Here is a 23135-nt window from a genome sequence, read left to right as displayed (position 1 = left end):
CTCCTTCTGATCAATGACCGTCTTATAAGGCTAGGGGCGCCGGGCGTCATTCTCAACCCCGAACGGGCAGAAAACCCCACCGGCCGCGGCATGGCGCGGTTTGTCGCCATGCACAACACGTAACAGGGTGTGACAGCAGCAAATCACTTATACTGAAATCGAGTAGCTAACTCGGCACGGGAGGGCTTATGGCACGGGTACTGATTATTGGCGCTACCGGACTGGTGGGCGGTGAGTTATTGCGTCTGTTGCAGGCCAATCGGCAGGTAACGGCGATCGTCGCGCCAACGCGCAAGCCGTTGCCGCCACATGACAAATTGCACAATCCGGTCGGCGACGATCTGTTTCAATTACTGACCGGACTGGATCAGCCGGTCGACATGGTGTTCTGCTGTCTCGGCACCACCCGACGCGAGGCCGGCAGCGACGGCAATTTCCACTATGTGGATTATACGCTGGTGGTGGAAAGCGCGCTGACCGGCCGCCGGCTAGGGGCGCAGCACTGTCTGGCGGTGAGCGCATTGGGCGCCAGCACGCGCTCGACCTTTCTGTACAATCGCACCAAGGGTGAAATGGAACAGGCGCTGCGTGAGCAGGGCTGGCCGCGCCTGACGCTGGTGCGGCCGTCAATGCTGCTGGGCCAGAGGCCGACGCCACGCTTGATGGAGCGTATCGCCCAGCCGCTGTTCAATCTGCTGCCGGGCAAATGGAAAGCGATCGCCGCCAAAGACGTGGCGCAGACCATGATGGAACAGGCGTTCAGCGCCGGTAACGGGGTAAAGGTATTAGAATCCAACCAGTTGCGCTGTTTTCACTCCGTCACACACTGACGCTGAGATTATCAAACGCCAATTCCAGGCCGCCAGGCAAGGGGTTGTCGAGCAACCATAAATCGAGCTGATGGCTGATGTGCGTCAGCAGGGTACGGCGCGGCTGCAAGCGCTGCTGGATCTCCAGCGCGCGGGTCAGATCGTTATGGTTGCGCGGCGCCTGCGCCTGCGGTGGCAGGCTGCAATCCAGCACCAGCAGATCCAGCGACACATGTTGCAGGAAACGCGCGGTCTGCGGTGGCAGGCCGACGGTATCGGTAAGATAGGCCAGCGCCTTGCCCGGCGTTTGAATCAGATATCCGTGGGTCGGTTTTGAGTGGATCAGCGGCAGCGGCGTGATCTGCAGGCCGCCAAGCTCCACGCTGACAAACGGCGCCAATGGCGGCTGAAAGTCGAGGATCCCGGGGTGTTTGAACAGATCGTCGCAGCCTTGAGGATCGGGCGGCCCGTACACCGGAATGGAATTTCCGCACCCCCAACGCAAATGAAATAGCCCCTGAACGTGATCCATGTGGTAATGTGTCAGTAAAAAACGTTGAATTTGCCCCGCCGAAAATCGCCGTTCCAACGACGTCAATCCCGCATCCAGCAAGCTGGTTTCCCCGTTATATTGCAACATGGCGCTGCACGCCCGCCGCCGGAAGGCTGCTTCTCGCCGCGCGCGCCGACACACCAGACACTCACAGCCAAATGCCGGCACCTGCTGCGCGCCACCGGTGCCAAGAAAAGTTAATTGCATGACGTTTCCTTATGCGAATGCCGCGCCAGCAGCGCCGTCAATGCCGCCAGCGTGGTGGCCAGATCGCCATTATTATCCAGACGGTGGCAGCCGGGCGGCAAGGCGTGCTGATAGGCCGCCGCGCGCGTTAGCCGCTGCTCTATCTGCTGGGCGTCTTCGCGCCCGCGTTGCTGCAATCGCTGGCGCAGAATGGCCGGATCGACCTGCAGGCATACCGGCAGCAGCTGCGTGCCGTAGCGCTGCTGCGCCTGTGGCAGATGAGCGCGAGAGCCGTTGACCACCACATCGATCCCTTGCAGCAGCCACAGATCCACCTCGATCCCCAGTGCGTAATGGGTCTGATGCGCCTGCCAGTCGAGGGCAAACAAGCCGTTGGCTCGCCGGCGCAGAAACTCCACTTCGCTGAGCGCGATGTGATTTTCACAGCCGGCCGCCGCCGGCCGGGTGATATAACGGTGCGCCACCAGCGGTGCGCCGTGCGGGTCGGCTCGCAACCGCTCCAGCAGGCTGTCTTTGCCCGCGCCGGACGGGCCCATCAGATAGATGAGATACGCCATCAGAACACCTGCTTGCCCTGGCGCCAGACGTTTTGTACGTAAATATGCTCGCCGTGCGGGCGTGCCAGCACCAGATCGCCGCGCAGCCCCTCGCCGATGGTGCCACGATCGTCTAGCCCCAGCGCCCGCGCCGGATTGCGCGTTACCATCGCCATCGTTTGCGGCAGGTCATAGCCATTGCGTGGGTCGGCGGCAAGGCGGAATGCGGCATCGAGCAGGCTGGCCGGATAATAGTCGGACGACAGAATGTCCAGCACCCCGAGCGCCGCCAGGTGGTGCGCCGCCACGTTGCCGGAATGCGAACCGCCGCGTACGATGTTCGGCGCGCCCATCAGCACCTGTAATCCTTGCTGATGCGACGCGCGGGCGGCGGCTTCGGTAGTGGGGAACTCGGCGATTACGCTACCCAGAGCGCAGGACTCGCTGACGTGCGCCGCGGTGGCGTCGTCATGGCTGGCCAGGGCAATGCCGCGCGCCCGGCAATGCGCGGCAATCGCTTCACGATTGGGGGTTGCCCAGCGTGCCGACATGGCGATCTGTTCCTGTTCGAACGCGTCCATTTCCCCATCGTTCAGGTTATATTTGCCTTGATAATATTCACGATATTTTTCATGTGCCGCGAACTGGCGCTGACCCGGCGAATGGTCCATCAACGACACCAGCGATACGCCCGGCTTATCCATCAGCTGTTCAAACAGTGGCAAGGTGCTGTGGTGGGGCAGTTCGCAGCGCAGGTGCAGCCGGTGTTCGGCCCGATTGACGCCGGCGCGCTGACTGTGGATCACCGCGTCGATCATCTTTTGCAGGTTGTCCAGCCGGTGGCCGCCGTCGCGCACGTCGCCAATCGCGACCGCGTCCAGCACCGTGGTGATGCCGTTGGCCACCATCAGCGCGTCGTGGCTGCTCATGGCCGAGTGCGCCGGCCAGTCCACGTTGGGACGCGGGGTGAAAAACTTGTCGAGGTTGTCGGTATGCAGCTCGATCAGCCCCGGCAACAGCCAGCCGCCTTCACCGTCCAGCGCCTGCGGCAGACCACTGCTACCATCGGCGAAGCTGCGGATCACCCCGTCGCTGACTTCCAGCGAACCGTTTACCACCCGATCCTCAAGCACCAATTTGACGTTGTTAATAATCACGGAACCTCCAGCGCCTGTGGCGCCTGCATATCGTGCAACCGGTCGGCAACCTGTGCGCGGACCTGTTCATCATGGAAAATGCCGACGATGGCCGCGCCGCGCTGTCGCGCCCGGGCAATCAGCTTCACGACCGCCGCGCTGTTGCGGCTGTCGAGCGAGGCGGTCGGTTCGTCCAGCAGCAGAATCGGGTAATCGACGATAAAGCCGCGGGCGATGTTGACCCGCTGCTGTTCGCCGCCGGAAAAGGTCGACGGTGCCAGCGGCCACAGGCGTTGCGGCACATTGAGCTGGCTGAGCAGCGCTTCGGCACGCTCACGGCAGACGGCGCGCTCAACGCCCAGCTCCAGCAACGGCTGCATCACCACTTCCAGCGCGCTGATGCGCGGGATCACCCGCAGGAACTGGCTGACCCAGCCGACGGTATGGCGGCGCACCGCCAGGATCTGCCGCGCTTCGGCCTGAACCACGTCCAGCCATTGGCCTTGATGCTCGATCCAGATATGGCCGCTGTCCGGCAGATAGTTGGCGTACAGCGACCGCAGCAGCGTGGATTTCCCGCTGCCGGAATGGCCGTGCAGCACCACGCATTCACCGCTGTTGACCGTCAGGTTGGCGTCATGCAACACCGGCAGCCGCGTGCCGTGCTGCTGGTGCAGCACAAAGGTTTTACTCAGGTGTTCAACCCGGATTTTAAGCGTCATGTTGTTTTCACTCCGTTATGCCAGCACTGACGACACCAGCAGTTGGGTATAGGGGTGGTGCGGATCGTCCAGTACCCGGTCGGTCAGGCCGCTTTCCACCACTTCGCCCTGTTTCATCACCAGCAAACGGTGCGCCAGCAGCCGCGCCACGCCAAGATCGTGGGTGACGATCACCGCCGCCAGCTGCATTTCCACCACCAGCGTGCGCAGCAGATCCAGCAGTCGCGCCTGTACCGAAACGTCCAGCCCGCCGGTCGGTTCGTCCATAAACACCAGTTTGGGGTGGGTGACCAGATTGCGGGCGATTTGCAGCCGCTGCTGCATGCCACCGGAAAAGGTGGTTGGCAGATCGTCCAGGCGCGACACCGGGATCTCGACGTCCTCCAGCCACTGCGCGGCCTGCTGGCGGATGTCGCCATAGTGCCGTTGGCCAATTGCCATCAGCCGTTCGCCGATATTGCCGCCGGCGGAGACCTGCGGCCGCAGCCCGTCAAGCGGATGCTGGTGCACCACGCCCCAGTCGGTGCGCAGCAGACGGCGGCGATCGCTTTCCGCCATCGCGTACAGATCGTGCCGTTGCCCGACCTGTGGCTGATAAACGATCTGTCCGTGCTGTGGCGCCAGGCGGGCTGAAATCGACTTCAGCAGGGTGGTCTTGCCGGAGCCGGATTCGCCGACGATACCCAGCACTTCACCGGGATAGATATCAAATGACACATTGTTAAAACCTTTGCCCGGCGCGTACAGGTGCGTCAGGTTGCTTACCGACAGCAGCGGGGCGCTGTCCAAAAGTGCGGAAGTCATCAGTGCTGCGCCTCTTGCTGTTGCGCCAGCTGCTGCCGGCAATAATCGGTATCCGAACAGACGAACATACGGCTGCCCCGATCGTCGAGCACCACCTCATCCAGATAGCTGTGGCGCGAACCGCACAGCGCGCACGGCTCTTCCCACTGCTGGATGCTGAACGGGTGATCGTCAAAGTCCAGGCTTTCCACCTTGGTGAACGGCGGCAGGGCATAGATGCGCTTCTCACGCCCGGCACCAAACAGTTGCAGCGCCGGCATCATGTGCATTTTCGGGTTGTCGAACTTCGGGATTGGCGACGGATCCATCACATAGCGGTCGTTGACCTTCACCGGATAGGCATAGGTGGTGGCAATGTGGCCGTAGCGAGCGATGTCCTCATACAGTTTCACCTGCATCACGCCGTATTCTTCCAGCGCGTGCATCTTGCGGGTTTCGGTCTCGCGCGGTTCGATAAAGCGCAGCGGCTCGGGGATCGGCACCTGATAAATCAGGATCTGATCTTCCCGCAGCGGCGTTTCCGGAATGCGGTGGCGGGTCTGGATCAGCGTGGCTTCCGGCGTCCGTTCGGTGGTGGCGACGCCGGCCACCCGTTGGAAGAAGCGGCGGATGGAGACGGCATTGGTGGTATCGTCCGCGCCCTGGTCAATCACTTTCAGCACGTCGTGCTGGCCGATAACGCTGGCGGTGATTTGAATGCCGCCGGTGCCCCAGCCGTATGGCATCGGCATTTCACGACCGCCGAACGGCACCTGATAGCCGGGGATGGCCACGCCCTTCAGAATGGCGCGGCGGATCATGCGTTTGGTCTGTTCGTCCAGGTAGCCGGGGTTATAACCGCTCAATACTTCAGTCATGACGCGCCTCCTGACGCTCGGCAAATTCCTGCCGCAGGCGTTTCAACAGTTCCAGTTCGGCCTGGAAATCAACGTAGTGCGGCAATTTAAGGTGAGAAACGAAGCCGGCGGCTTCCACGTTATCGGCATGGGCCAACACGAACTCTTCGTCCTGTGCCGGGCTGGCGACGCTCTCGCCGTATTCGGCGGTTTGCAGAGCGCGATCGACCAGCGCCATCGCCATGGCCTTGCGTTCCGCGCGACCGAATACCAGCCCGTAACCGCGGGTAAAATGCGGCGGCTGTTGCGGCGGATCAACGAAGCCGTTGACCATTTCGCATTCGGTCAGCAGGATTTCGCCGATATCAATGGCAAAGCCCAACTCTTCCGGCACGATGGACACCGTCAGGTAGCCGCTGCGAATTTCCCCGGCGAACGGGTGGGTGCGGCCATAGCCACGCTGGGTCGAATAACCGAGCGCCAGCAGAAAGCCTTCGTCGCCGCGCACCAGCTGTTGCAGGCGTGCCGAACGCGGGCAGGGGTAAACCGGTGGCGTGCGGGTAATGTCGTCCGGCGTGCTGTCGTCATCCAGTTCGGGCTGCGCCAGTTGCTGCTGGCTGAGCAGATCGAACACGTGGGCGCATTGCTCCGGCAGCGGCTCTTCGGCCAACGGCGCGGCGGGCGTTTCGCCTTCTGCCAGCAGCGCGAAGTCCAGCAGACGATGGGTGTAATCGTAGGTTGGGCCAAGCACCTGACCGCCGGGCAAGTCTTTGTAAACCGCAGAAATGCGTCGTTCCAGACGCATCTTGTCGGTGGCCAGCGGTTGGCTGACCGCCAGCCGTGGCAGCGTGGTGCGATAGGCGCGCAGCAGAAAAATGGCTTCCACCAGATCGCCGCTGGCCTGTTTGACGGCCAGCGCCGCCAGTTCGCGGTCATACACGCCGCCCTCGGTCATCACACGGTCCACCGCCAGCCCGAGTTGCCGATCGATTTGTTCGGCGCTCAGCGCCGGCTGCGCGCTATCACCGCGACGCAGGTTTTCCTGTAACTGATGGGCGGCCTCAATGGCTTTTTCGCCCCCTTTCACCGCGACGTACATCAGCAGGCCTCCAGATGCGTGGTGCGTGGAATGGCGATCAGTTGCTCGCCACAGGTCAGTAGTACGTCAATGCCCAGCGGGAAACGGTGCGGACGTTCCAGCAGATAATCGCGCAGCGCGGCGGGCAGTTCCGGGCTGATAAGCCGTTGCCGCTCAATGCCGGGGCCGCTCAGGCGCAGCGGTGCGCCTGCCGTCAGGCTGCTCACCTGCACCAGCAGAGTGGCGCCGAATTCCGGCGAAATATCGCTGCCGTACGGTAATTGGCTTAAATCTGCCGCTTGCAGGCTGCCGTCCCACAGCGCAAAGCGGATCGCTGCCGGCGTGTCAGCCAGCGGCGCGCCGGTGTGGAAACGAATGTTTGTCAGCACTTGCTCACAATGCAGGGCAGGGCAGAGATGGATCGGGGTTTCCCCGTCGGCCAACGTCAGCAGCGCTGCGGTGTCGGCGGCGTTCAACGGCGGCCATACTGGCCCGTCGCCGAGCGTCACCGTGACGCCCGGTTCGCTTAACGCCTTGAGCATCAAGCGGAAGGCATGCTGCGCCTGTTCAATCGGTTGGGCAAAGCCGGTGAGTAAACTCATGGTTATTCCCCCCGCACCAGGGTAAAGAAGTCGACCCGGCTGGACGCCACCGCGCGGGAGCGCAGTTGACGCTGCTCCTGCTGCAGCGCCGCCAGCGGTTCAATCAGCCGCTGTTGCAGCCGTTCGTGGTGTTCCGGCTGTTGCAGCAGCGCATCGGCCAGCGCGCACAGCTCGGCATGGGCCTTGTCGCGCCCGGCGATGTAGCTGTATCCGTGGCCGCCGTTGTCCAGTTGCACCACGCTGCGGGTGACGGTCATGTCGCCCAGCACGAAGCGGCGGCCGGTAGCTCCCATCCGCCCCTGCAACTGCGCCAGGCCGATCTCCGGCGCGCGCAGCAGTTGATAGCGCGGGTTAAGGTTCAGCGCCTGCCAGTGGCTGCGTAGCTGGGCCGGTTGGCTGTGCGCCAACACTGACATCCAGCGTTGTCTGCTCGATAAGGATTGCATTCAGTGCTCCATCGTCAGTTCGATCATGTCGGCGCGCGCCAGGCTGACGGAGTATTCCGCCACGCTGTTGCTGCCGACACAGGTATTCAGGGTTCGCACGCACAGCAGCGGCGCGTGGGTGGCGATCTCCAGCAGTTGGCTCTCTTTGGCCTGCGCGCGACGGGCGCTGATGCGCGTCTGGCTGCGGGTCAGTGACTGGTGGATACGTTGTTCGATAAATTCATGCAGCGAGCCGCTGTGGAACTGTTGCAGCGCTGGCCACCAATCCAGATCCGGCAGGTAGTGATCGATAACGCTCAGTGGTACGCCATTGACCCGACGCAACGTCCGCAGGTGAATCACCGTTTCGCCCTCTTCACGCGATAACGCGCTGGCGATATGGCCGTTGCAGGGGCGCAAAACTGCGAGTAAGCGCTCACTGGTGGGGTGGCTTCCCTGCTCGAACAGGTTCTGGCTAAAGCGGGTTTTGGCATGCAGCGGATAATCATAAGGGCGCATCAGCACCAGAATGCCGATGCCATGGCGACGTTGCAGCCAGCCGCGTTCCACCAGTTGATCGACCGCACGGCGCAGCGTATGGCGATTGACCTGGTAGCGGTCGGCCAGTTGCTGTTCTGAAGGCAGATAGTCGCCGCAGCGGTAGTGGGCGCGTAACTCGTCTTCCAACTGCGCGGCGATTTGCTGGTAACGGGTCGGGTAAGTGGTCGGATGTCTAGATAACTGCATCATAATAAAAACCTCCGTTGGCCGGGGCGCTGTCGGTGATGTCGAATGTAAATTGCGGCATGGTGCATACCCGTTGATCACGTTGGCCATAGGGTGCCGCCGCGAGATGACAATTGCGTTACGCGTTGGTGGCGAACAGATGAACTATTTTCGACAGAGGGATGCCAAGCGGCGCACGTCGCGCTAAGCTAACGCCATTGTTTGCTCTCACGCTGGTTCGCAACATGTCTCAACCCATTACTGCTCCTGAATCCCCGGCTCGCGCATGGCCGCTGTGGAAACCAATCCTGTTCCTGCTGGTGGTCGCCGTCGGGTTGTATTACGTCAAGTGGCAGCCGTATTACGGCAAGGCGTTTTTGGCGGCAGACAGCCATTCGATTGGCAACTCCATTCTGGCCAACCCGGCTGACAGCCCGTGGCTGGCGGCGTGGCAATACGCGCTGGTCTACTTCAAGGCGGTGTGGAAGGCGGCGGTGCTCGGCGTGCTGCTGGGGTCGCTGGTGCAGGTATTGATCCCGCGTGACTGGCTGGTGCGTACCCTCGGCCACCGGCGTTTTTCCGGTACGTTGCTCGGTACGCTGATTGCGCTGCCCGGCATGATGTGTACCTGCTGTGCGGCGCCGGTCGCCGCCGGGCTGCGTCGGCAGTCGGTGTCCAGCGGCGCGGCATTGGCATTCTGGCTAAGTAACCCGGTACTGAACCCGGCGACGCTGATCTTTATGGGCTTTGTGCTCGGTTGGCAGTTTGCGGTTATTCGACTGGTGGCCGGCGTGGTCATGGTGTTGGGTATTGCCTGGCTGGTGCAGCGCCTCACCGCCAACGATGCGCCGCCGGCAGCACTGCAGGCGGCGGTCATGCCGCAGGCGAAAACGCCGGATCAACCGTTCTTCGGCCGCTGGATAAAGGCGCTGTGGGCGTTATTCTGGTCTACCATTCCGATTTATATCCTGGCGGTGCTGTTGCTGGGGGCGGCGCGCGTCTGGCTGTTCCCGCATGCCGACGGCGCGGTGGACAACAGCCTGCTGTGGATTGTCGGCCTGGCGATCGCCGGCTGCCTGTTTGTCATTCCCACCGCGGCGGAAATCCCTATCGTGCAGGCGATGATGTTGGCGGGCATGGGGCCGGGCCCGGCGCTGGCGCTGCTGATGACGCTGCCGGCCGTCAGCCTGCCTTCGCTGTTGATGCTCAACAAGGCGTTTTCTGCCAAGGCGCTGTGCCTGACCGCCGCGCTGGTGGCCTTGTGCGGCGTCGCCACTGGGCTGGTGGGACTGGTGTTGATGTAATGGTCGGTGAAGGCATCTAGCGCAGCTTGTGCACCACCTGATTGCTGCTGCCGCGCCAGATCAGCGCCGGATCTTTTAAATCCTGCACGAACTTGCCGTCAATCAGTACGTTGATCAGATCCACCACCTGCATCTGTTGGTGGTCCAGTTCATCCAGCCGGTAGCCGGTCCACAGCCAGATATCCTTGCCGGGGCATTCGGCACGTACCCGTTGCACCAGCTGCAATATTGCCGCCAGGTTGGCCGGATGCAGCGGATCGCCGCCCGACAGCGACAGCCCCTGACGCGGTATGCGTTGGTCGTTGAGATCGGCAATGATGCGATCCGCCATCCGTGCGCTGAACGGCTGGCCGGAGTTCAGCCGCCAGGTGCTTTTGTTGTAGCAGCCGGGGCATTGATGAACGCAGCCGGCGACAAACAGCGTACAGCGGGTGCCGGGGCCGTTGACCACATCGATCGGGTAATACTGATGATAATTCATAGTCGGTTTGCCATCAGGCCATTGTTGGGATTGATAACGCCTGATGAGCCGATTGCTGCTGGCCCATCAGGCGGCAGGCGTTAGCCGATCTGCCCGTTATCCAGGTGTTTCACCCGGCGTTTGACCTCTTCCTGTTTACCGGCGTTGAACGGCCGTGCGTCCGGGCTGCCGAGATAGCCGCACACCCGGCGCGTGACCGACACCTTCGCCGAGTCATGATTGCCGCATTTCGGACAGGTAAAGCCCTTGCTGGTGCAGGAAAACTCGCCGGTGTAGCCACACTGATAGCATTCGTCGATCGGCGTGTTGGTGCCGTAATACGGCACGCGGCTGTAGCTGTAATCCCACACGTCTTCCAGCGCCTTCAGATTGTGCTGCAGGTTCGGGTATTCGCCGTAGCAGATGAAACCGCCGTTGGCCAGCGGCGGGTAGGGCGCCTCAAAGTCCAGCTTGTCGTACGGATTGACCTTTTTCTCCACGTCGAGGTGGAAACTGTTGGTGTAGTACCCCTTGTCGGTGACGCCCGGCACCACGCCGAAATCGGCGGTATCCAGCCGGCAGAAACGATCGCACAGGTTTTCGCTTGGCGTACTGTACAGGCTGAAGCCGTAGCCGGTTTCCGCTTTCCAGCTTTCAGTGGCGGCACGCAGGCGTTCGACGATCGCCAGCGCTTTGGCACGCAGCGTCTCATCGTCATACAGATGGCTGCGGTTGTCGCACAGCGCATTGATGGTTTCGTGAATGCCGATATAGCCGAGCGAGATCGACGCGCGGCCATGCTTGAAAATCTCGGCGATGTCATCGTCGGCGTTGAGACGCACGCCGCAGGCGCCCTCCATGTAGAGAATCGGTGCCACCCGAGCCTTGATGCCCTGCAAGCGCGCGATACGCGTCATCAGCGCTTTCTTCGCCAACAGCAGGCGTTCATCCAGCAACTGCCAGAAGCGTTTTTCGTTGCCCATCGCCTCAAGCGCAATGCGTGGCAGGTTCAGACTGATCACGCCGATATTGTTGCGGCCGTCGTGGATCTGTTCGCCGTTTTCCTGGTAAACGCCGAGGAAACTGCGACAGCCCATTGGCGTCTTAAATGAACCGGTAACGCTAACCACTTGATCGTAGTTAAGAATATCTGGATACATGCGCTTACTGGCACATTCCAGTGCCAACTGCTTGATGTCGTAGTTCGGATCGCCGTACTGGTGATTCAGGCCATCGCGGATGGCGAACACCAATTTGGGGAATACCGCCGTTTTACGGTTTTTTCCCAGCCCGGCGATGCGGTTTTTCAGGATCGACTGCTGGATCATTCGCGACTGCCAACCGGTACCGAGGCCAAAGCCAAAGGTGACGAACGGCGTCTGGCCATTGGCGGTGTGCAGCGTGTTCACTTCGTATTCCAGCGACTGGAACGCGTCGTAACACTCTTTTTCGGTACGCGCCATGGCGTAGTCATCGGGCTGCGGGATCTGCCATTGTTGCGCCACCTGTTGGTGCTTGCGGAAGCTTTCGCTGACGAACGGCGCCAGGATTTCATCGATGCGGTTGATGGTGGTGCCACCATAGATATGGCTGGCGACCTGGGCGATGATCTGCGCCGTGACCGCGGTGGCGGTAGAGATCGATTTTGGCGGCTCAATCTCGGCGTTGCCCATTTTGAAACCGTTGGTCAACATGCCTTTCAGATCGATCAGCATGCAGTTGAACATTGGGAAGAACGGTGAGTAATCGAGATCGTGATAATGGATCTCGCCGCGTTCATGCGCCAGCACCACGTCGCGCGGCAGAATGTGCTGTTTGGCGTAGTGCTTGGCGACGATGCCGGCCAGCAGATCGCGCTGGGTCGGGATCACTTTGCTGTCCTTGTTGGCGTTTTCATTCAGCAGCGCGACGTTGCTCTGTTCAACCAGGCCGCGGATCTCCTGGTTCAAGCGGCCGCGCAGTTCACGAGAAACGTCGCGATCGTGGCGGTACTCGATGTAGGCGCGCGCCAGCTGTTTGTACGGCCCGGCCATCAGCTGATTTTCAACCGCCAGCTGAATGTCATGGATATCAACGCGTTGCTGTTGCTCCATTTGCTGAGCGACCACGCGGGCGACGGTGGCGCAGTAGTCGGCGTCAACCACACCGACGGCCAGGGCGGCCCGTTCGATAGCCTGCCCGATCCGTGCCTGGTCAAAAGGTACCTGACAACCGTCCCGTTTAATCACTACTGGTTTCACGATGCTACTCCTTGTTCCGCTCGGGAGCGTTATGCCCGTTGTTGGGCTTATCCACAGGGCAATACCGCAGCGTGCAAGGGCTGCAGCGACGTGTGGACGATTTTGTGGATAACTACTACATATAGGTGATGGAAATTATCTATGCACTATATATGGGTGTTGTGGCGGTTTTTTTGATGTAGGACAAGGAAGTTTGGTGACAGTTGGTTCGCTGTACAAACGTAAATCGTGCAGATGAATGCAGCCCCCATAATCCGCGGGTTGAATGTATCGGTAGGCAATAAAAACAATGTGGCAAACTGTGATGGCGATCGCGGTTACTGGCAACAGCCGGGCCCGCGCGGGCAGGCCCGTCTGGCGTCAATCTTCCCGCAGCCACCACACCGCTTCAAACGGGCGCAGCGTGGTTGCCTGTGGTAACGCCGGTGCATCGGCATAGTTGGCGGCCAACTGGCGCCACAGATCGCCGGCGTCGATCCCTTCTGCCTGCCAGCGCAGCGGTTCGCGGCTCAGGTTAGCGACCACCAACAGCCGCTGGCCGTTCCAGCTGCGCTGGTAGCACCACAGCGCCGGGTGTTCGGGCGCCAGATCCTGGTAATCGCCGTGGGTCAGCAGCGGGTGCTGCTTGCGCAACGCAATCAGGTGACGGTAGGTGTAAAACACCGAATCCTGGTCGGCCAGCGCCGCGTCGGCGTTGATCTGCGCGTAATTGTCGGCGCAGGCAATCCACGGCGAACCGCAGGTAAAGCCGGCATGGGCGGCGGCGCTCCACTGCATTGGCGTGCGGCCATTGTCGCGTGATTTGCAGGCCAGAATGGCCAGCAGTTGCCGATCGTTGATGCCTTGGGCGCTGAGTTCGGCGTACATATTCAGGCTTTCCACATCACGGTATTGCTCAATACGCTGGAAACCGGGGTTGGTCATGCCGATCTCTTCGCCCTGATAAATGTACGGCGTGCCCTGCATGCCGTGCAGCACCAGTGCCAGCATTTTGGCCGCCGGCACGCGCAACTCGCCGTCATCGCCAAAGCGTGACACGATGCGCGGCTGATCGTGATTACACCAGAACAGTGCGTTCCACGCCCGGTTGTGCATACCCTGCTGCCAGTGGCGGAAAATGGACTTCAGGGCGACGTAATCCGGCGCGGCCAGCGTCCATTTTTCACCGTTGGCATAGTCCACCTTCAGATGGTGGAAGTTAAAGGTCATTGACAGCTCTTCGCCGCTGTTAGCCGCATATTGCTGACAATGTTCCAACGTGGTCGACGACATCTCGCCGACCGTCATCAGGCCGCGCGGCTGGAACACCTCACGGCTCATTTCCTGCAGAAATTCGTGGATCCGCGGCCCGTCGGTGTAAAAGCGCCGGCCGTCGCCGAGGGTATCGTCCAGAAAATCCTGTTGTTTTGACACCAGATTAATCACGTCGAGACGCAGGCCGTCGACGCCTTTGTCGGCCCAGAACTGGCAGACTTTTTTTAGCTCTTCGCGCACCGGCGGATGTTCCCAGTTCAGGTCCGCCTGTTCGGTGGCGAACAGGTGCAGGTAGTACTGGCCGCTGTCGGCGTGCCACTGCCACGCCTGACCGCCAAATTTGGAGCGCCAGTTATTGGGCGGCGTCTGTTCGCTGCCGTCGCGCCAGATGTAAAACTGACGATGCGGGCTGTGGCGATCCTGTGCCGCCTTGAACCACGGGTGCTCGGTAGAGGTGTGGTTGAACACCATATCCATGACGATGCGGATACTGCGCTGATGTGCGGCGGCGACCAGCCGCTCAAAGTCCTCCAGCGTACCGTAGGCCGGATCGATGGCGCAGTAATCCGCCACGTCGTAGCCGTTGTCCACCTGCGGCGAGAGGTACACCGGCGTCAGCCAGATGGCGTCAACGCCCAGCTCTTGCAGATAGTCCAGCCGCTGGATCACGCCGGCCAGATCGCCGTAGCCGTTGCCGGTGCTGTCCTGAAAGCTCTTCGGGTAGATTTGATAGATGACGCCGTTTTGCCACCAGGGGATTGGGTTGCTCATAACAGAATACCTTTTGACTGTAACCGTGGGGCCGAACCGTCGGCCCCGGTTCCCGTCATCCTCCATCACTCGGCCAGCGCCTGGTGAGAAGGGCTGGGGAATATTATAAAACCAGCAGCTCGCCGCGGCGCGCCTTGCGTTGGTAAATCAGCACCGTCAGTACCAGTGGGATAACCACCGCCGCCAGGGTGGCCAGCGCAAACACCATCCAGAACTGCGGCTGGATAGACAGAATGCCCGGTAAACCACCGACGCCAATGCCGTTGGCCATCACGCCGTCGAGACCGCAGATCAGGCCGGCGACGGCGGAACCGATCATCGCGCACAGCATCGGGAAGCGATATTTCAGGTTGATACCGTACATCGCCGGTTCGGTGACGCCGAGGTAGGCCGAAATGGCGGCCGGTACGGAGATTTCACGTTCGTTGGTTTTGCGGCTGACGATGATGATGCCCAGCACCGCCGACGCCTGCGCAATGTTGGACAGCGCGATGATTGGCCACACCGGGGTGCCGCCCATGCTCTGGATCATCTGCATATCGATCGCCAGCGTGGTCTGGTGTACGCCGGTAATCACCAGCGGCGCATACAGGAAGCCGAACAGCGCGGCGCCAATCGGCGCAAAGGCGCCGGTCATTACCGATTTTACCGCCCAGGCGACGCCATCACCGATCATGCGGCCAAATGGCCCGATCAGCGTATGCGCCAGGAACACTGCCAGCAGCAGCGAAACCACCGGCACCACCACCAGATACAGATAATCCGGCACGATCCTTTTCAAGCGGGTTTCGATCCAGCCCAGCGCCATGCCGGCCAGGATCGACGGGATCACCTGCGCCTGATAACCGACCTTTTCAATGGTGAACCAGCCGAAATTCCACACTTCCGGCAACTGCTGGCCGAGTAGGTAGGAGTTCATCAGCTGCGGCGACACCAGCGTAATGCCCATCACGATGCCCAATACCGGCGTGCCGCCCATTTTTTTCACCGTTGACCAGCAGATCGCCACCGGCAGGAACATAAAGATCGCTTCGCCGAGCAGCCACAGGAAGTCATAAGCGGTTTTCCAACCGGCGCTGGACTGTGCCAGCGTTTGGCCGTCGGACATCGGGATATCGCCGATCACGTTGCGGAAGCCGAGGATCAAGCCGCCGCTGATCAGCGCCGGCAGCAGCGGGAAGAAGATTTCGGCAAAGTGCGAAATGGTGCGTTCGAACCAGGTCATGTTCTGGCGCGCCGCCACCTTGGCCTGCTCCTTATCGGCTTCGCTGACGCCGGCGGCGGCGATCAGCGCCTGATAGTAATCGCCGACTTCCGGGCCAATCACTACCTGGAATTGCCCGGCGTTGGTGAAGCAGCCCTTGACCATGCGCAGCTCCTCAATCTCTTTCGGGCTGGCCTTGCTGGGATCCTTCAGCACAAAACGGAGCCGGGTAATGCAGTGGCTGACGGTCGCAATATTGTCGCGGCCGCCCACCAACACGATCAGACGATCGATATCCTGCTGGTTGACTTTACTCATTATAAGTACCTTTTTTGGCAGAACGCAGAGGTGAGCCGGTTACCCGTCATACTTGAAGCCGCATCGGCGTTGGCTACGCGCATTTACCCGAATCACTGACTTGAGTCAGCTCATCGGGATGCATTTGCTTGCCGCCTGGATGCAACTCCAATTATTTAGGGTAACTATCCGTCATACTTGAAGCCGCATCGGCGTTGGCTACGCGCATTTACCCGAATCACTGACTTGAGTCAGCTCATCGGGATGCATTTGCTTGCCGCCTGGATGCGACTCCAATTATTTAGGGTAACTATCCGTCATACTTGAAGCCGCATCGGCGTTGGCTACGCGCATTTACCCGAATCACTGACTTGAGTCAGCTCCTCGGGATGCATTTGCTTGCCGCCTGGATGCAACGTCCATGTGTTGGGATCTCGAGCTGATCGAAGCTTAGCCATTTGGCTTTTTTAATGAAATGGGAACGTTCCCGGATTGAGGCGACGATCACAAAATGCCAAAATAAGTGCGTTTTTTAATCAGGAAAGTTTGCTGGGTACCACGATGCGCCGAATGGCGAGTTCACCGTTGAGTTGCCCAAGCAGCTGCTGTGCTGCCTGTACACCGGCGCTGCCGTAGCCGAACTCCACCGACAGCGTCTCCGGGAACAGAAAGCTCAGCAGTGGGGTATTGCCGATGGCGCACACCTGAATCGGACGAGCCTGTTGCTGTTGCAGATACTTGATCGCGCCGAGCGCAATACTGTCCGACGCGCAGACCAGCGCGGTGGTCTGTTCGGCGATCGCCGACGCTGCCAGCTGGAAGCCGCTCTGATAGCTCAGTTCGCCTAGCGCCGCGTGCGGTTCAATCTGCTGCTGTCGGCAGGCGTCCAGATAGGCCTGATAGCGGCGTTGGCCGGTGGTGGCGTCCGATTGCTGCACCCCCAGGTAGCCGATGTGCCGGTGGCCCTGGCGCTGCAAGTGTGCCATCAATAAATTGACCGCGCCGACGTCGTCATAACACACCGAGGAAAAGCCGGCGTATTCACGCACCATCACCACCATTTTTTCCTGCCACGGGTGCAGCATGTCGGCGGTCAGCCCGGTAAAGCCGAACAGGATCACGCCGTCGACGTTGCGCTGCGCCAAGACGTGCAAATGCTCCTGTACCAGACGGGTTTCGAACTGGCTTTCCATCACGATCGGGTCATAACCCTGCTGATACAGCAGCGGCAACATGGTGCGCACCGCCTGGTTTTCCGACGGTGAATCCAGACGGGAAACGATAATACCCACCACTTTATCGCTCTGCCCGCGCATGGCGCGTGCCGACTTGGACGGGGTGAATCCCTGCTGACGGATCACCGCTTCCACCCGTTCGCGGGTTTGTGGGCTCACGCTGCCTTCGTTGTTCAAAACGCGTGATACGGTGGATTTTCCTACGCCACTCAGGCGAGCTATATCCTTGATTGTCAGCCGGTTTTGCATGGTTTATTTATCGTTTAAGTTGAAGGGCGTAAACTTTGTGCTCTGTCAGTGCCGGTCAGAATAGCGCATTTTGCAAAATGGATCCTGGTGCTGAGCGCGTATCTGCGCATTGTCGGTGCGGCCGCGGCGGCCGCCCTGTCTTTTCACTTACCGGAGGTTATCACCCGTATGGACCCTGAGCCTACCCCCGCAAACACCCACTCGGTTCACCGGTAAACCTCTCCGCTCTGCGCTGCTGATTTACCGGTGAAGTTAACGGTAACCGGTAGCGTGCGCTTGACTGTTCGCTTCTGTTGCTATTGATACAAAGAATCTGCCACGGCGGAGGTTTTTGGCGCGTTCAAAAATCAGCCGCCGTGGCCGGTTCGCGACTGCGCTGCCGCCGCCAGGCGGTGGCAAAAGGGGCGAACAATGAACCTGAAAATGCTGCCACACCTGTTGCTGAACCTGCTCAGCCGCAATCTGCCGCACCGCCTGGTGCACCGCGATCGCCTGCTGGAGGGCGTAGCTAGCGACGCGCGCGCAATGCCGGCCGGCCTGGCGCAACAGCGGCTGGAGTGTGCCGCCGCCAGCCCGCTCCAGCTGTATACGCGTTTTGACAGCCACCCGGAAGGCATCACCGATCGCGAGGCGCAGATCCAGCGCGATCGCGTGGGTGAAAACATCATCGACGATCGGCAACAGGAAAGTGCCTGGCGTCACCTGTGGCACTGCTATCGCAACCCGTTCAACCTGCTGTTGACCGCGCTTGGCATGATCTCTTATGCCACCGAGGATCTCACCGGTGCGCTGGTGATTGCGCTGATGGTGCTGGTGTCTACGCTGCTGAACTTTATTCAGGAGGCGCGATCCAACCGCGCTGCCGATGCGTTGAAGGCCATGGTCAGCAACACCGCCACGGTGATCCGCAGCGACGCGCTGACCGGTAAAAGCGAGCATCGCGAACTGCCGATTGCGCAGCTGGTGCCGGGCGACATCATCAAGTTGGCGGCGGGCGATATGATCCCGGCGGATCTGCGGCTGCTCAGCGCCAAGGATCTGTTTATCAGCCAGGCGGCGCTGACCGGCGAGTCGCTGCCGGTGGAGAAAGCCACCGATCCACACCGCCTGGCGCAGGATCCGCTGGAATGCCAAAACCTGTGCTTTATGGGCACCAACGTGGTGAGCGGCACCGCGCTGGCGATGGTGATCGGCAGCGGCGGTAACACCTATTTCGGTCAGTTGGCACAGCGCCTCACCGGGCAGGCGGAGGAACCCAATGCCTTTCAGCGGGGGATCAGCAAGATCAGCTGGCTGTTGATCCGTTTTATGCTGGTGATGACGCCGATCGTGTTGCTGATCAACGGCTACACCAAAGGCGACTGGTGGGAAGCGGCGCTGTTTGCGCTGTCGGTGGCGGTCGGGCTGACGCCGGAAATGCTGCCGATGATCGTCACGTCGACGCTGGCGCGCGGTGCGGTGAAACTGTCGCGGCAAAAAGTGATCGTCAAACGTCTGGACGCCATTCAGAACTTCGGCGCGATGAACATCCTCTGCACCGATAAAACCGGCACGCTGACGCAGGACAAAATTGCGCTGGAGCGCCATACCGACGTGTTCGGCGTCAACAGCGATCGAGTTTTGCGCTACGCCTGGCTCAACAGTTTTTACCAGACCGGGCTGAAGAACCTGCTGGATGTGGCGGTGTTGAGCTGCGGTGAGCACAGCGGTCAGCCGGATGCGCTGCGCGATTACCGCAAGGTGGATGAAATTCCATTTGATTTCGAACGTCGGCGCATGTCGGTGGTGGTCGCGCAACATGACGACCAGCATCAATTGATCTGCAAGGGCGCTCTGGAAGAAATGCTGGCGATCTGCAGCCAGGTACGTCAGGGATCGCAGATCCTGCCGCTCGATGCCGGGCTGTTGGCGCGCATTCGCTGCATCACCAGCGATCTTAACCAGCAGGGACTGCGGGTGGTGGCCGTGGCGGTCAAGACGCTGCCGGCAGAGAACCGGCAGTACGGCGTGGTCGATGAAGCGGATCTGATCCTTGAGGGATACATCGCGTTCCTCGATCCACCAAAAGAGAGCACCGCGCCGGCGCTGGCGGCGTTAAAGCGCAATGGCGTTACGGTGAAGATCCTGACCGGCGACAACGAGCGGGTGGCAGCCAAGGTTTGTGGCGACGTCGGCTTGGCCACCGAACGGGTGCTGTGCGGCAGCGACATCGAACGGCTGAGCGATGCGCAGCTGGCGGTTGCGGCGCAAGACACTACGCTATTCGCCAAGCTGACGCCGTTACACAAGGAACGTATTGTGCAGGTGCTGCGGCAACAGGGCCACGTGGTGGGCTTTATGGGTGACGGCATCAACGATGCGCCGGCGTTGCGGGCGGCGGATATTGGCATTTCGGTGGACTCGGCGGTGGATATCGCCAAAGAAGCGGCCGACATCATACTGCTGGAAAAGAGCCTGATGGTGCTGGAACAAGGGGTGATTGAAGGGCGCCGCACCTTCGCCAATATGCTCAAATACATCAAGATGACCGCCAGTTCCAACTTCGGTAACGTATTCAGCGTGCTGATTGCCAGCGCTTTTTTACCGTTCCTGCCGATGCTGCCGCTACATCTGCTGGTGCAGAACCTGATGTACGACGTTTCGCAGATCGCCATTCCGTTCGATAACGTCGATGACGATCAGATTACGCAGCCGCAGCGGTGGAACTCCGCCGATCTGGGGCGGTTTATGGCTTTTTTTGGGCCGATAAGCTCGATCTTTGACGTGCTGACCTTCTGCCTGATGTGGTGGATCTTCAAGGCCAATACGCCGGAAGCGCAAACGCTGTTCCAGTCAGGGTGGTTTATTGAAGGACTGTTATCGCAAACGCTGATTGTGCATATGATCCGCACGCGCAAAATCCCCTTTGTGCAGAGTCGCCCGTCGTGGCCGCTGCTGCTGACCACGCTGTTGGTGATCGCCTGCGGCATCGGCCTGACCTTTTCGCCGTTGGCCGGTTTTCTGCAATTACAGGCGCTGCCGCTGGGGTATTTCCCGTGGCTGCTGCTGATTCTGGCCGGTTACATGGTGCTGACTCAGGGGGTGAAGGGCTGGTTTGTGCGCCGCTACGGTTGGCAGTAGCCGGCTGCCGTAGCGCCTGGTGGGGCGGGCAGGCCGCTGTCCGCCCACAGGTTGTGATCAAGTGCGCCTTTTTGCCGTCGCGGTTGGACATCTGAACTATGCTCGGTCTTTATCTACAGCATTGGCTGTTTTTATTGCTGTTTTTCCTCTGAGGAATTTCCGATGCATAAGATCCATCGTTATACGCTACCGGCCCTGTCCCTGTTACTTTCCCTCAATGCGCTGGCACAGCCGGCTGGCGAGTTGCCGCTGATGCCATGGCCGCAGCAGGTGACGCTGTCGCAGCCGCCGGGCAAATGGCTATTGAATCAACGCCTGGCGATCCGCGTGCAGGGCGACGATCTGGACGAGGCGGTAACACGCTGGCGGCAGCGCATTGAAATGCAAACCGGCTGGCAGCTGGCTCCGGCCACTTCGCCGGACGCGGCGATCATCGAGGTGAGGGTCAAACATGCGGTGGCGGCACAGCCGCTGCCGGACAGCGACGAAAGCTATCAGCTGTCGGTGACGCCGCAGGGAGCCACGCTGATCGCCAATACCCGCTTTGGCGCGTTGCGCGGCATGGAAACCCTGCTGCAATTAGTGCAAACCGACGCTGACGGCACCTTCCTGCCGCTGGTGTCGGTCACCGATGTACCGCGTTTCCCATGGCGTGGGGTATTGCTGGATTCCGCGCGTCATTTCTTGCCGGTGGCCGATATTCTGCGCCAGTTGGACGGCATGGCGGCGGCCAAGCTCAACGTGTTCCACTGGCATTTGACCGACGACCAGGGCTGGCGCTTTGCCTCGACGCGTTATCCGAAATTGCAGCAGTTGGCCAGCGACGGTCAGTTCTACACCCGCGAACAGATGCAGCAGGTGGTGGCTTATGCCGCCGCGCGGGGTATCCGCGTGGTGCCGGAAATCGATCTGCCGGGTCACGCCTCCAGTATTGCGGTGGCCTATCCACAGTTGATCAGCGCGCCTGGCCCCTACCAGATGCAGCGTGAATGGGGCGTGCATCGGCCAACGCTGGATCCGTCCAATAAACAGGTTTACGTCTTTATTGAGGCGATCATCGGCGAACTGGCGGAGATTTTCCCCGATCCTTACCTACATATCGGCGGTGACGAAGTGGATGCCAGCCAATGGCAGCAGTCCAGCGCGGTGCAGGCGTTGATGAAACAGCAGCAACTGGCGGATACCCACGCCTTGCAGGCCTGGTTTAACCAACGGCTGGAGCAGATCCTCGAACGTCACCAACGGCGGATGGTCGGCTGGGACGAGATTTATCACCCGTCGCTGCCGCGCACTATCGTCATCCAGTCATGGCAGGGGCCGGACTCGCTCGGCGCCAGCGCGCAGGACGGCTATCAGGGCATTTTGTCGACCGGCTTTTATCTCGATCAGCCGCAAAGTACCGCCTATCACCACCGCAATGAAATTCTGCCGCAGCCGCTGGGCGTCGATAGCGCGGTGGGCGAGGGGGAGCGGGCGCAGAGCTGGCAGTTCAGCATGCCGCGCCTCAAGGGCAGCCCGGTGGAAGGCAGTTTCACGCTGATCGAGGGAGCCAACGGTTGGCGCGGATTTATCGATTTCAACGGCAAATCGCGACGGGCGTTGCAGGATATCGTCTGGCTGGCGCCGGGCCGGCTGACCTTCCGCGTCGACAGCTGGATGGGGGAAACGCGCCCGGTGCTGAGCTTGCAGCAGCAGACGCTGAGCGGCTATATACGCGTCGGTAACGTGCGTTACCCCACCAGCGGCAGCAGGCTGGCGGTGATGCCGCAGGGTAAAATGCCGGTGGTGCCGGACCCGCGGCAACAGGCCAATATTCTGGGCGGCGAAGCGGCGCTATGGGCGGAAAACGTGCGTGCGCCGCTGATCGATCTCAAGCTGTGGCCGCGCGCGTTTGCCGTGGCGGAACGCTTGTGGTCGGCGCAGGACGTGAGCGATGAAAATAATATGTACCGGCGTCTGGCGGCGGTGGATGCCTGGTCGGTAGTCTCTGTGGGGTTACAACAGCATGCGCAAACCGCGCGTGAATTCACCCGACTGGCCAACAGCGTGGACATCATGCCGTTGCAGATTTTCGCCGAAGCGTTGGAGCCGGCGCAGTATTACACTCGCCAGCACCTGAAGTTCCAGGCCGGCAACTATCACCAGTTCGAGCCGCTGAATCGCCTTGCCGATGCCTTGCCGGCGGAAAGCAGCGCGGTGCGTGACATGACGTTGCAGGTGGCGGCATTGCTCAAGGATCGCGACAATCGCGTGGCGCAGGCGGCGCTGCGTGAACGGCTACAGCGTTGGCAGCAAAACGGCGCTGCGCTGCAACCGATGGTGGCCGGTAATCAGCTGATGCTGGAGCTGGCGCCGGTGGCGCAGGACGTCGAGACGCTGGCCGACATCGGACTGATGCTGCTGGATCGCTGGCAGCAGGGCAAACCGCTGAACGGCAGCGAAGCGCAACAGGTGCAACGCCAGTTGGATGCGGCGGCACAGGTGCGTGACGAACTGGTGATTGCTGCGGTGTATCCGCTGGAAACGCTGCTGCATGCGCTGACGGTGCGCTGAGCGCTCAATAAAAC

19 protein-coding genes are annotated in these 23135 nt (G+C 60.8%); 4 read left to right on the top strand and 15 right to left on the bottom strand.

Going from position 1 to position 23135, the window contains the following annotated elements; translation table 11 throughout:
- Positions 1-188 precede the first annotated feature (188 nt).
- A complete protein-coding gene (locus AC2AXP_RS19400) occupies positions 189-830 on the top strand; it encodes an NAD(P)H-binding protein (RefSeq protein ID WP_004955860.1) in 642 nt (213 codons plus the stop codon).
- Here AC2AXP_RS19400 and phnP read toward each other — a convergent pair.
- Genes phnP through phnF form a run of 10 tightly spaced genes read right to left on the bottom strand, consistent with a single transcriptional unit; the run spans position 820 to position 8455 of the window.
- Positions 820-1569, bottom strand: coding sequence for a phosphonate metabolism protein PhnP (phnP, locus tag AC2AXP_RS19395; RefSeq protein ID WP_371902162.1), 750 nt, complete (start codon positions 1567-1569; stop codon positions 820-822). The two genes, AC2AXP_RS19400 and phnP, sit on opposite strands and share 11 nt — an antisense overlap.
- Positions 1560-2126, bottom strand: a complete 567-nt coding sequence (gene phnN, locus AC2AXP_RS19390) for a ribose 1,5-bisphosphokinase (protein ID WP_004955858.1) — start codon at positions 2124-2126, stop codon at positions 1560-1562. The genes phnP and phnN overlap by 10 nt, the downstream gene beginning before the upstream one ends.
- Complete coding sequence (phnM, locus tag AC2AXP_RS19385) at positions 2126-3262, bottom strand: alpha-D-ribose 1-methylphosphonate 5-triphosphate diphosphatase (RefSeq protein ID WP_484381885.1); 1137 nt, start codon at positions 3260-3262, stop codon at positions 2126-2128. Before phnM ends, phnN begins: the two co-directional genes overlap by 1 nt.
- Positions 3259-3963 (bottom strand): phosphonate C-P lyase system protein PhnL, encoded by a 705-nt coding sequence (gene phnL / locus AC2AXP_RS19380; RefSeq protein WP_004955854.1) that lies wholly within the window; start codon positions 3961-3963, stop codon positions 3259-3261. The genes phnM and phnL overlap by 4 nt, the downstream gene beginning before the upstream one ends.
- 15 nt (positions 3964-3978) lie before the next feature.
- Positions 3979-4767, bottom strand: a complete 789-nt coding sequence (gene phnK / locus AC2AXP_RS19375; RefSeq protein WP_484381884.1) for a phosphonate C-P lyase system protein PhnK — start codon at positions 4765-4767, stop codon at positions 3979-3981.
- A complete protein-coding gene (locus AC2AXP_RS19370; protein WP_198773194.1) occupies positions 4767-5624 on the bottom strand; it encodes an alpha-D-ribose 1-methylphosphonate 5-phosphate C-P-lyase PhnJ in 858 nt (285 codons plus the stop codon). The genes phnK and AC2AXP_RS19370 overlap by 1 nt, the downstream gene beginning before the upstream one ends.
- On the bottom strand, positions 5617-6702 hold the full coding sequence (locus AC2AXP_RS19365) for a carbon-phosphorus lyase complex subunit (RefSeq protein WP_004955849.1): 1086 nt from the start codon (positions 6700-6702) through the stop codon (positions 5617-5619). The genes AC2AXP_RS19370 and AC2AXP_RS19365 overlap by 8 nt, the downstream gene beginning before the upstream one ends.
- Positions 6702-7283, bottom strand: a complete 582-nt coding sequence (phnH, locus tag AC2AXP_RS19360; RefSeq protein WP_004955847.1) for a phosphonate C-P lyase system protein PhnH — start codon at positions 7281-7283, stop codon at positions 6702-6704. Before phnH ends, AC2AXP_RS19365 begins: the two co-directional genes overlap by 1 nt.
- A 2-nt stretch (positions 7284-7285) precedes the next feature.
- Positions 7286-7729, bottom strand: coding sequence for a phosphonate C-P lyase system protein PhnG (gene phnG / locus AC2AXP_RS19355; protein ID WP_004955845.1), 444 nt, complete (start codon positions 7727-7729; stop codon positions 7286-7288).
- Positions 7730-8455 carry a phosphonate metabolism transcriptional regulator PhnF gene (phnF, locus tag AC2AXP_RS19350; RefSeq protein WP_182646427.1) on the bottom strand — a complete coding sequence of 242 codons (726 nt, stop codon included), beginning with the start codon at positions 8453-8455 and terminating at the stop codon, positions 7730-7732. It abuts the gene before it with no gap.
- 224 nt (positions 8456-8679) lie between these two features.
- Between phnF and AC2AXP_RS19345 the strand changes: the two genes are divergently transcribed.
- The gene (locus AC2AXP_RS19345; protein WP_039992443.1) at positions 8680-9738 is read left to right on the top strand and encodes a permease; all 1059 of its coding nucleotides are present in this window, start codon (positions 8680-8682) and stop codon (positions 9736-9738) included.
- A gap of 16 nt (positions 9739-9754) precedes the next feature.
- Here the strand turns inward: AC2AXP_RS19345 and nrdG are convergent, their stop codons facing one another.
- From nrdG to treR, 5 genes are all read right to left on the bottom strand, one after another.
- Complete coding sequence (gene nrdG / locus AC2AXP_RS19340) at positions 9755-10219, bottom strand: anaerobic ribonucleoside-triphosphate reductase-activating protein (RefSeq protein WP_198773196.1); 465 nt, start codon at positions 10217-10219, stop codon at positions 9755-9757.
- A gap of 80 nt (positions 10220-10299) precedes the next feature.
- A complete protein-coding gene (gene nrdD, locus AC2AXP_RS19335) occupies positions 10300-12438 on the bottom strand; it encodes an anaerobic ribonucleoside-triphosphate reductase (RefSeq protein ID WP_039991238.1) in 2139 nt (712 codons plus the stop codon).
- Positions 12439-12798: 360 nt separating this feature from the next.
- A complete protein-coding gene (treC, locus tag AC2AXP_RS19330; RefSeq protein ID WP_198773197.1) occupies positions 12799-14463 on the bottom strand; it encodes an alpha,alpha-phosphotrehalase in 1665 nt (554 codons plus the stop codon).
- 103 nt (positions 14464-14566) lie between these two features.
- The gene (gene treB / locus AC2AXP_RS19325; protein WP_430299317.1) at positions 14567-15985 is read right to left on the bottom strand and encodes a PTS trehalose transporter subunit IIBC; all 1419 of its coding nucleotides are present in this window, start codon (positions 15983-15985) and stop codon (positions 14567-14569) included.
- A 515-nt stretch (positions 15986-16500) separates the two neighbouring features.
- A complete protein-coding gene (treR, locus tag AC2AXP_RS19320; RefSeq protein ID WP_004955835.1) occupies positions 16501-17448 on the bottom strand; it encodes a trehalose operon repressor TreR in 948 nt (315 codons plus the stop codon).
- A gap of 411 nt (positions 17449-17859) precedes the next feature.
- Here treR and mgtA point away from each other — a divergent pair, with 411 nt between their 5' ends.
- Positions 17860-20568: a magnesium-translocating P-type ATPase gene (mgtA, locus tag AC2AXP_RS19315; protein ID WP_484381883.1), complete on the top strand. Its 2709-nt coding sequence runs from the start codon at positions 17860-17862 to the stop codon at positions 20566-20568.
- A gap of 162 nt (positions 20569-20730) precedes the next feature.
- Positions 20731-23121, top strand: coding sequence for a beta-N-acetylhexosaminidase (locus tag AC2AXP_RS19310; protein WP_484381882.1), 2391 nt, complete (start codon positions 20731-20733; stop codon positions 23119-23121).
- Positions 23122-23135 lie beyond the last annotated feature (14 nt).

The sequence above is a fragment of the Serratia sp. Sp408 genome, assembly GCF_057180665.1.
This window is presented reverse-complemented; position numbering and strand designations above follow the sequence as displayed.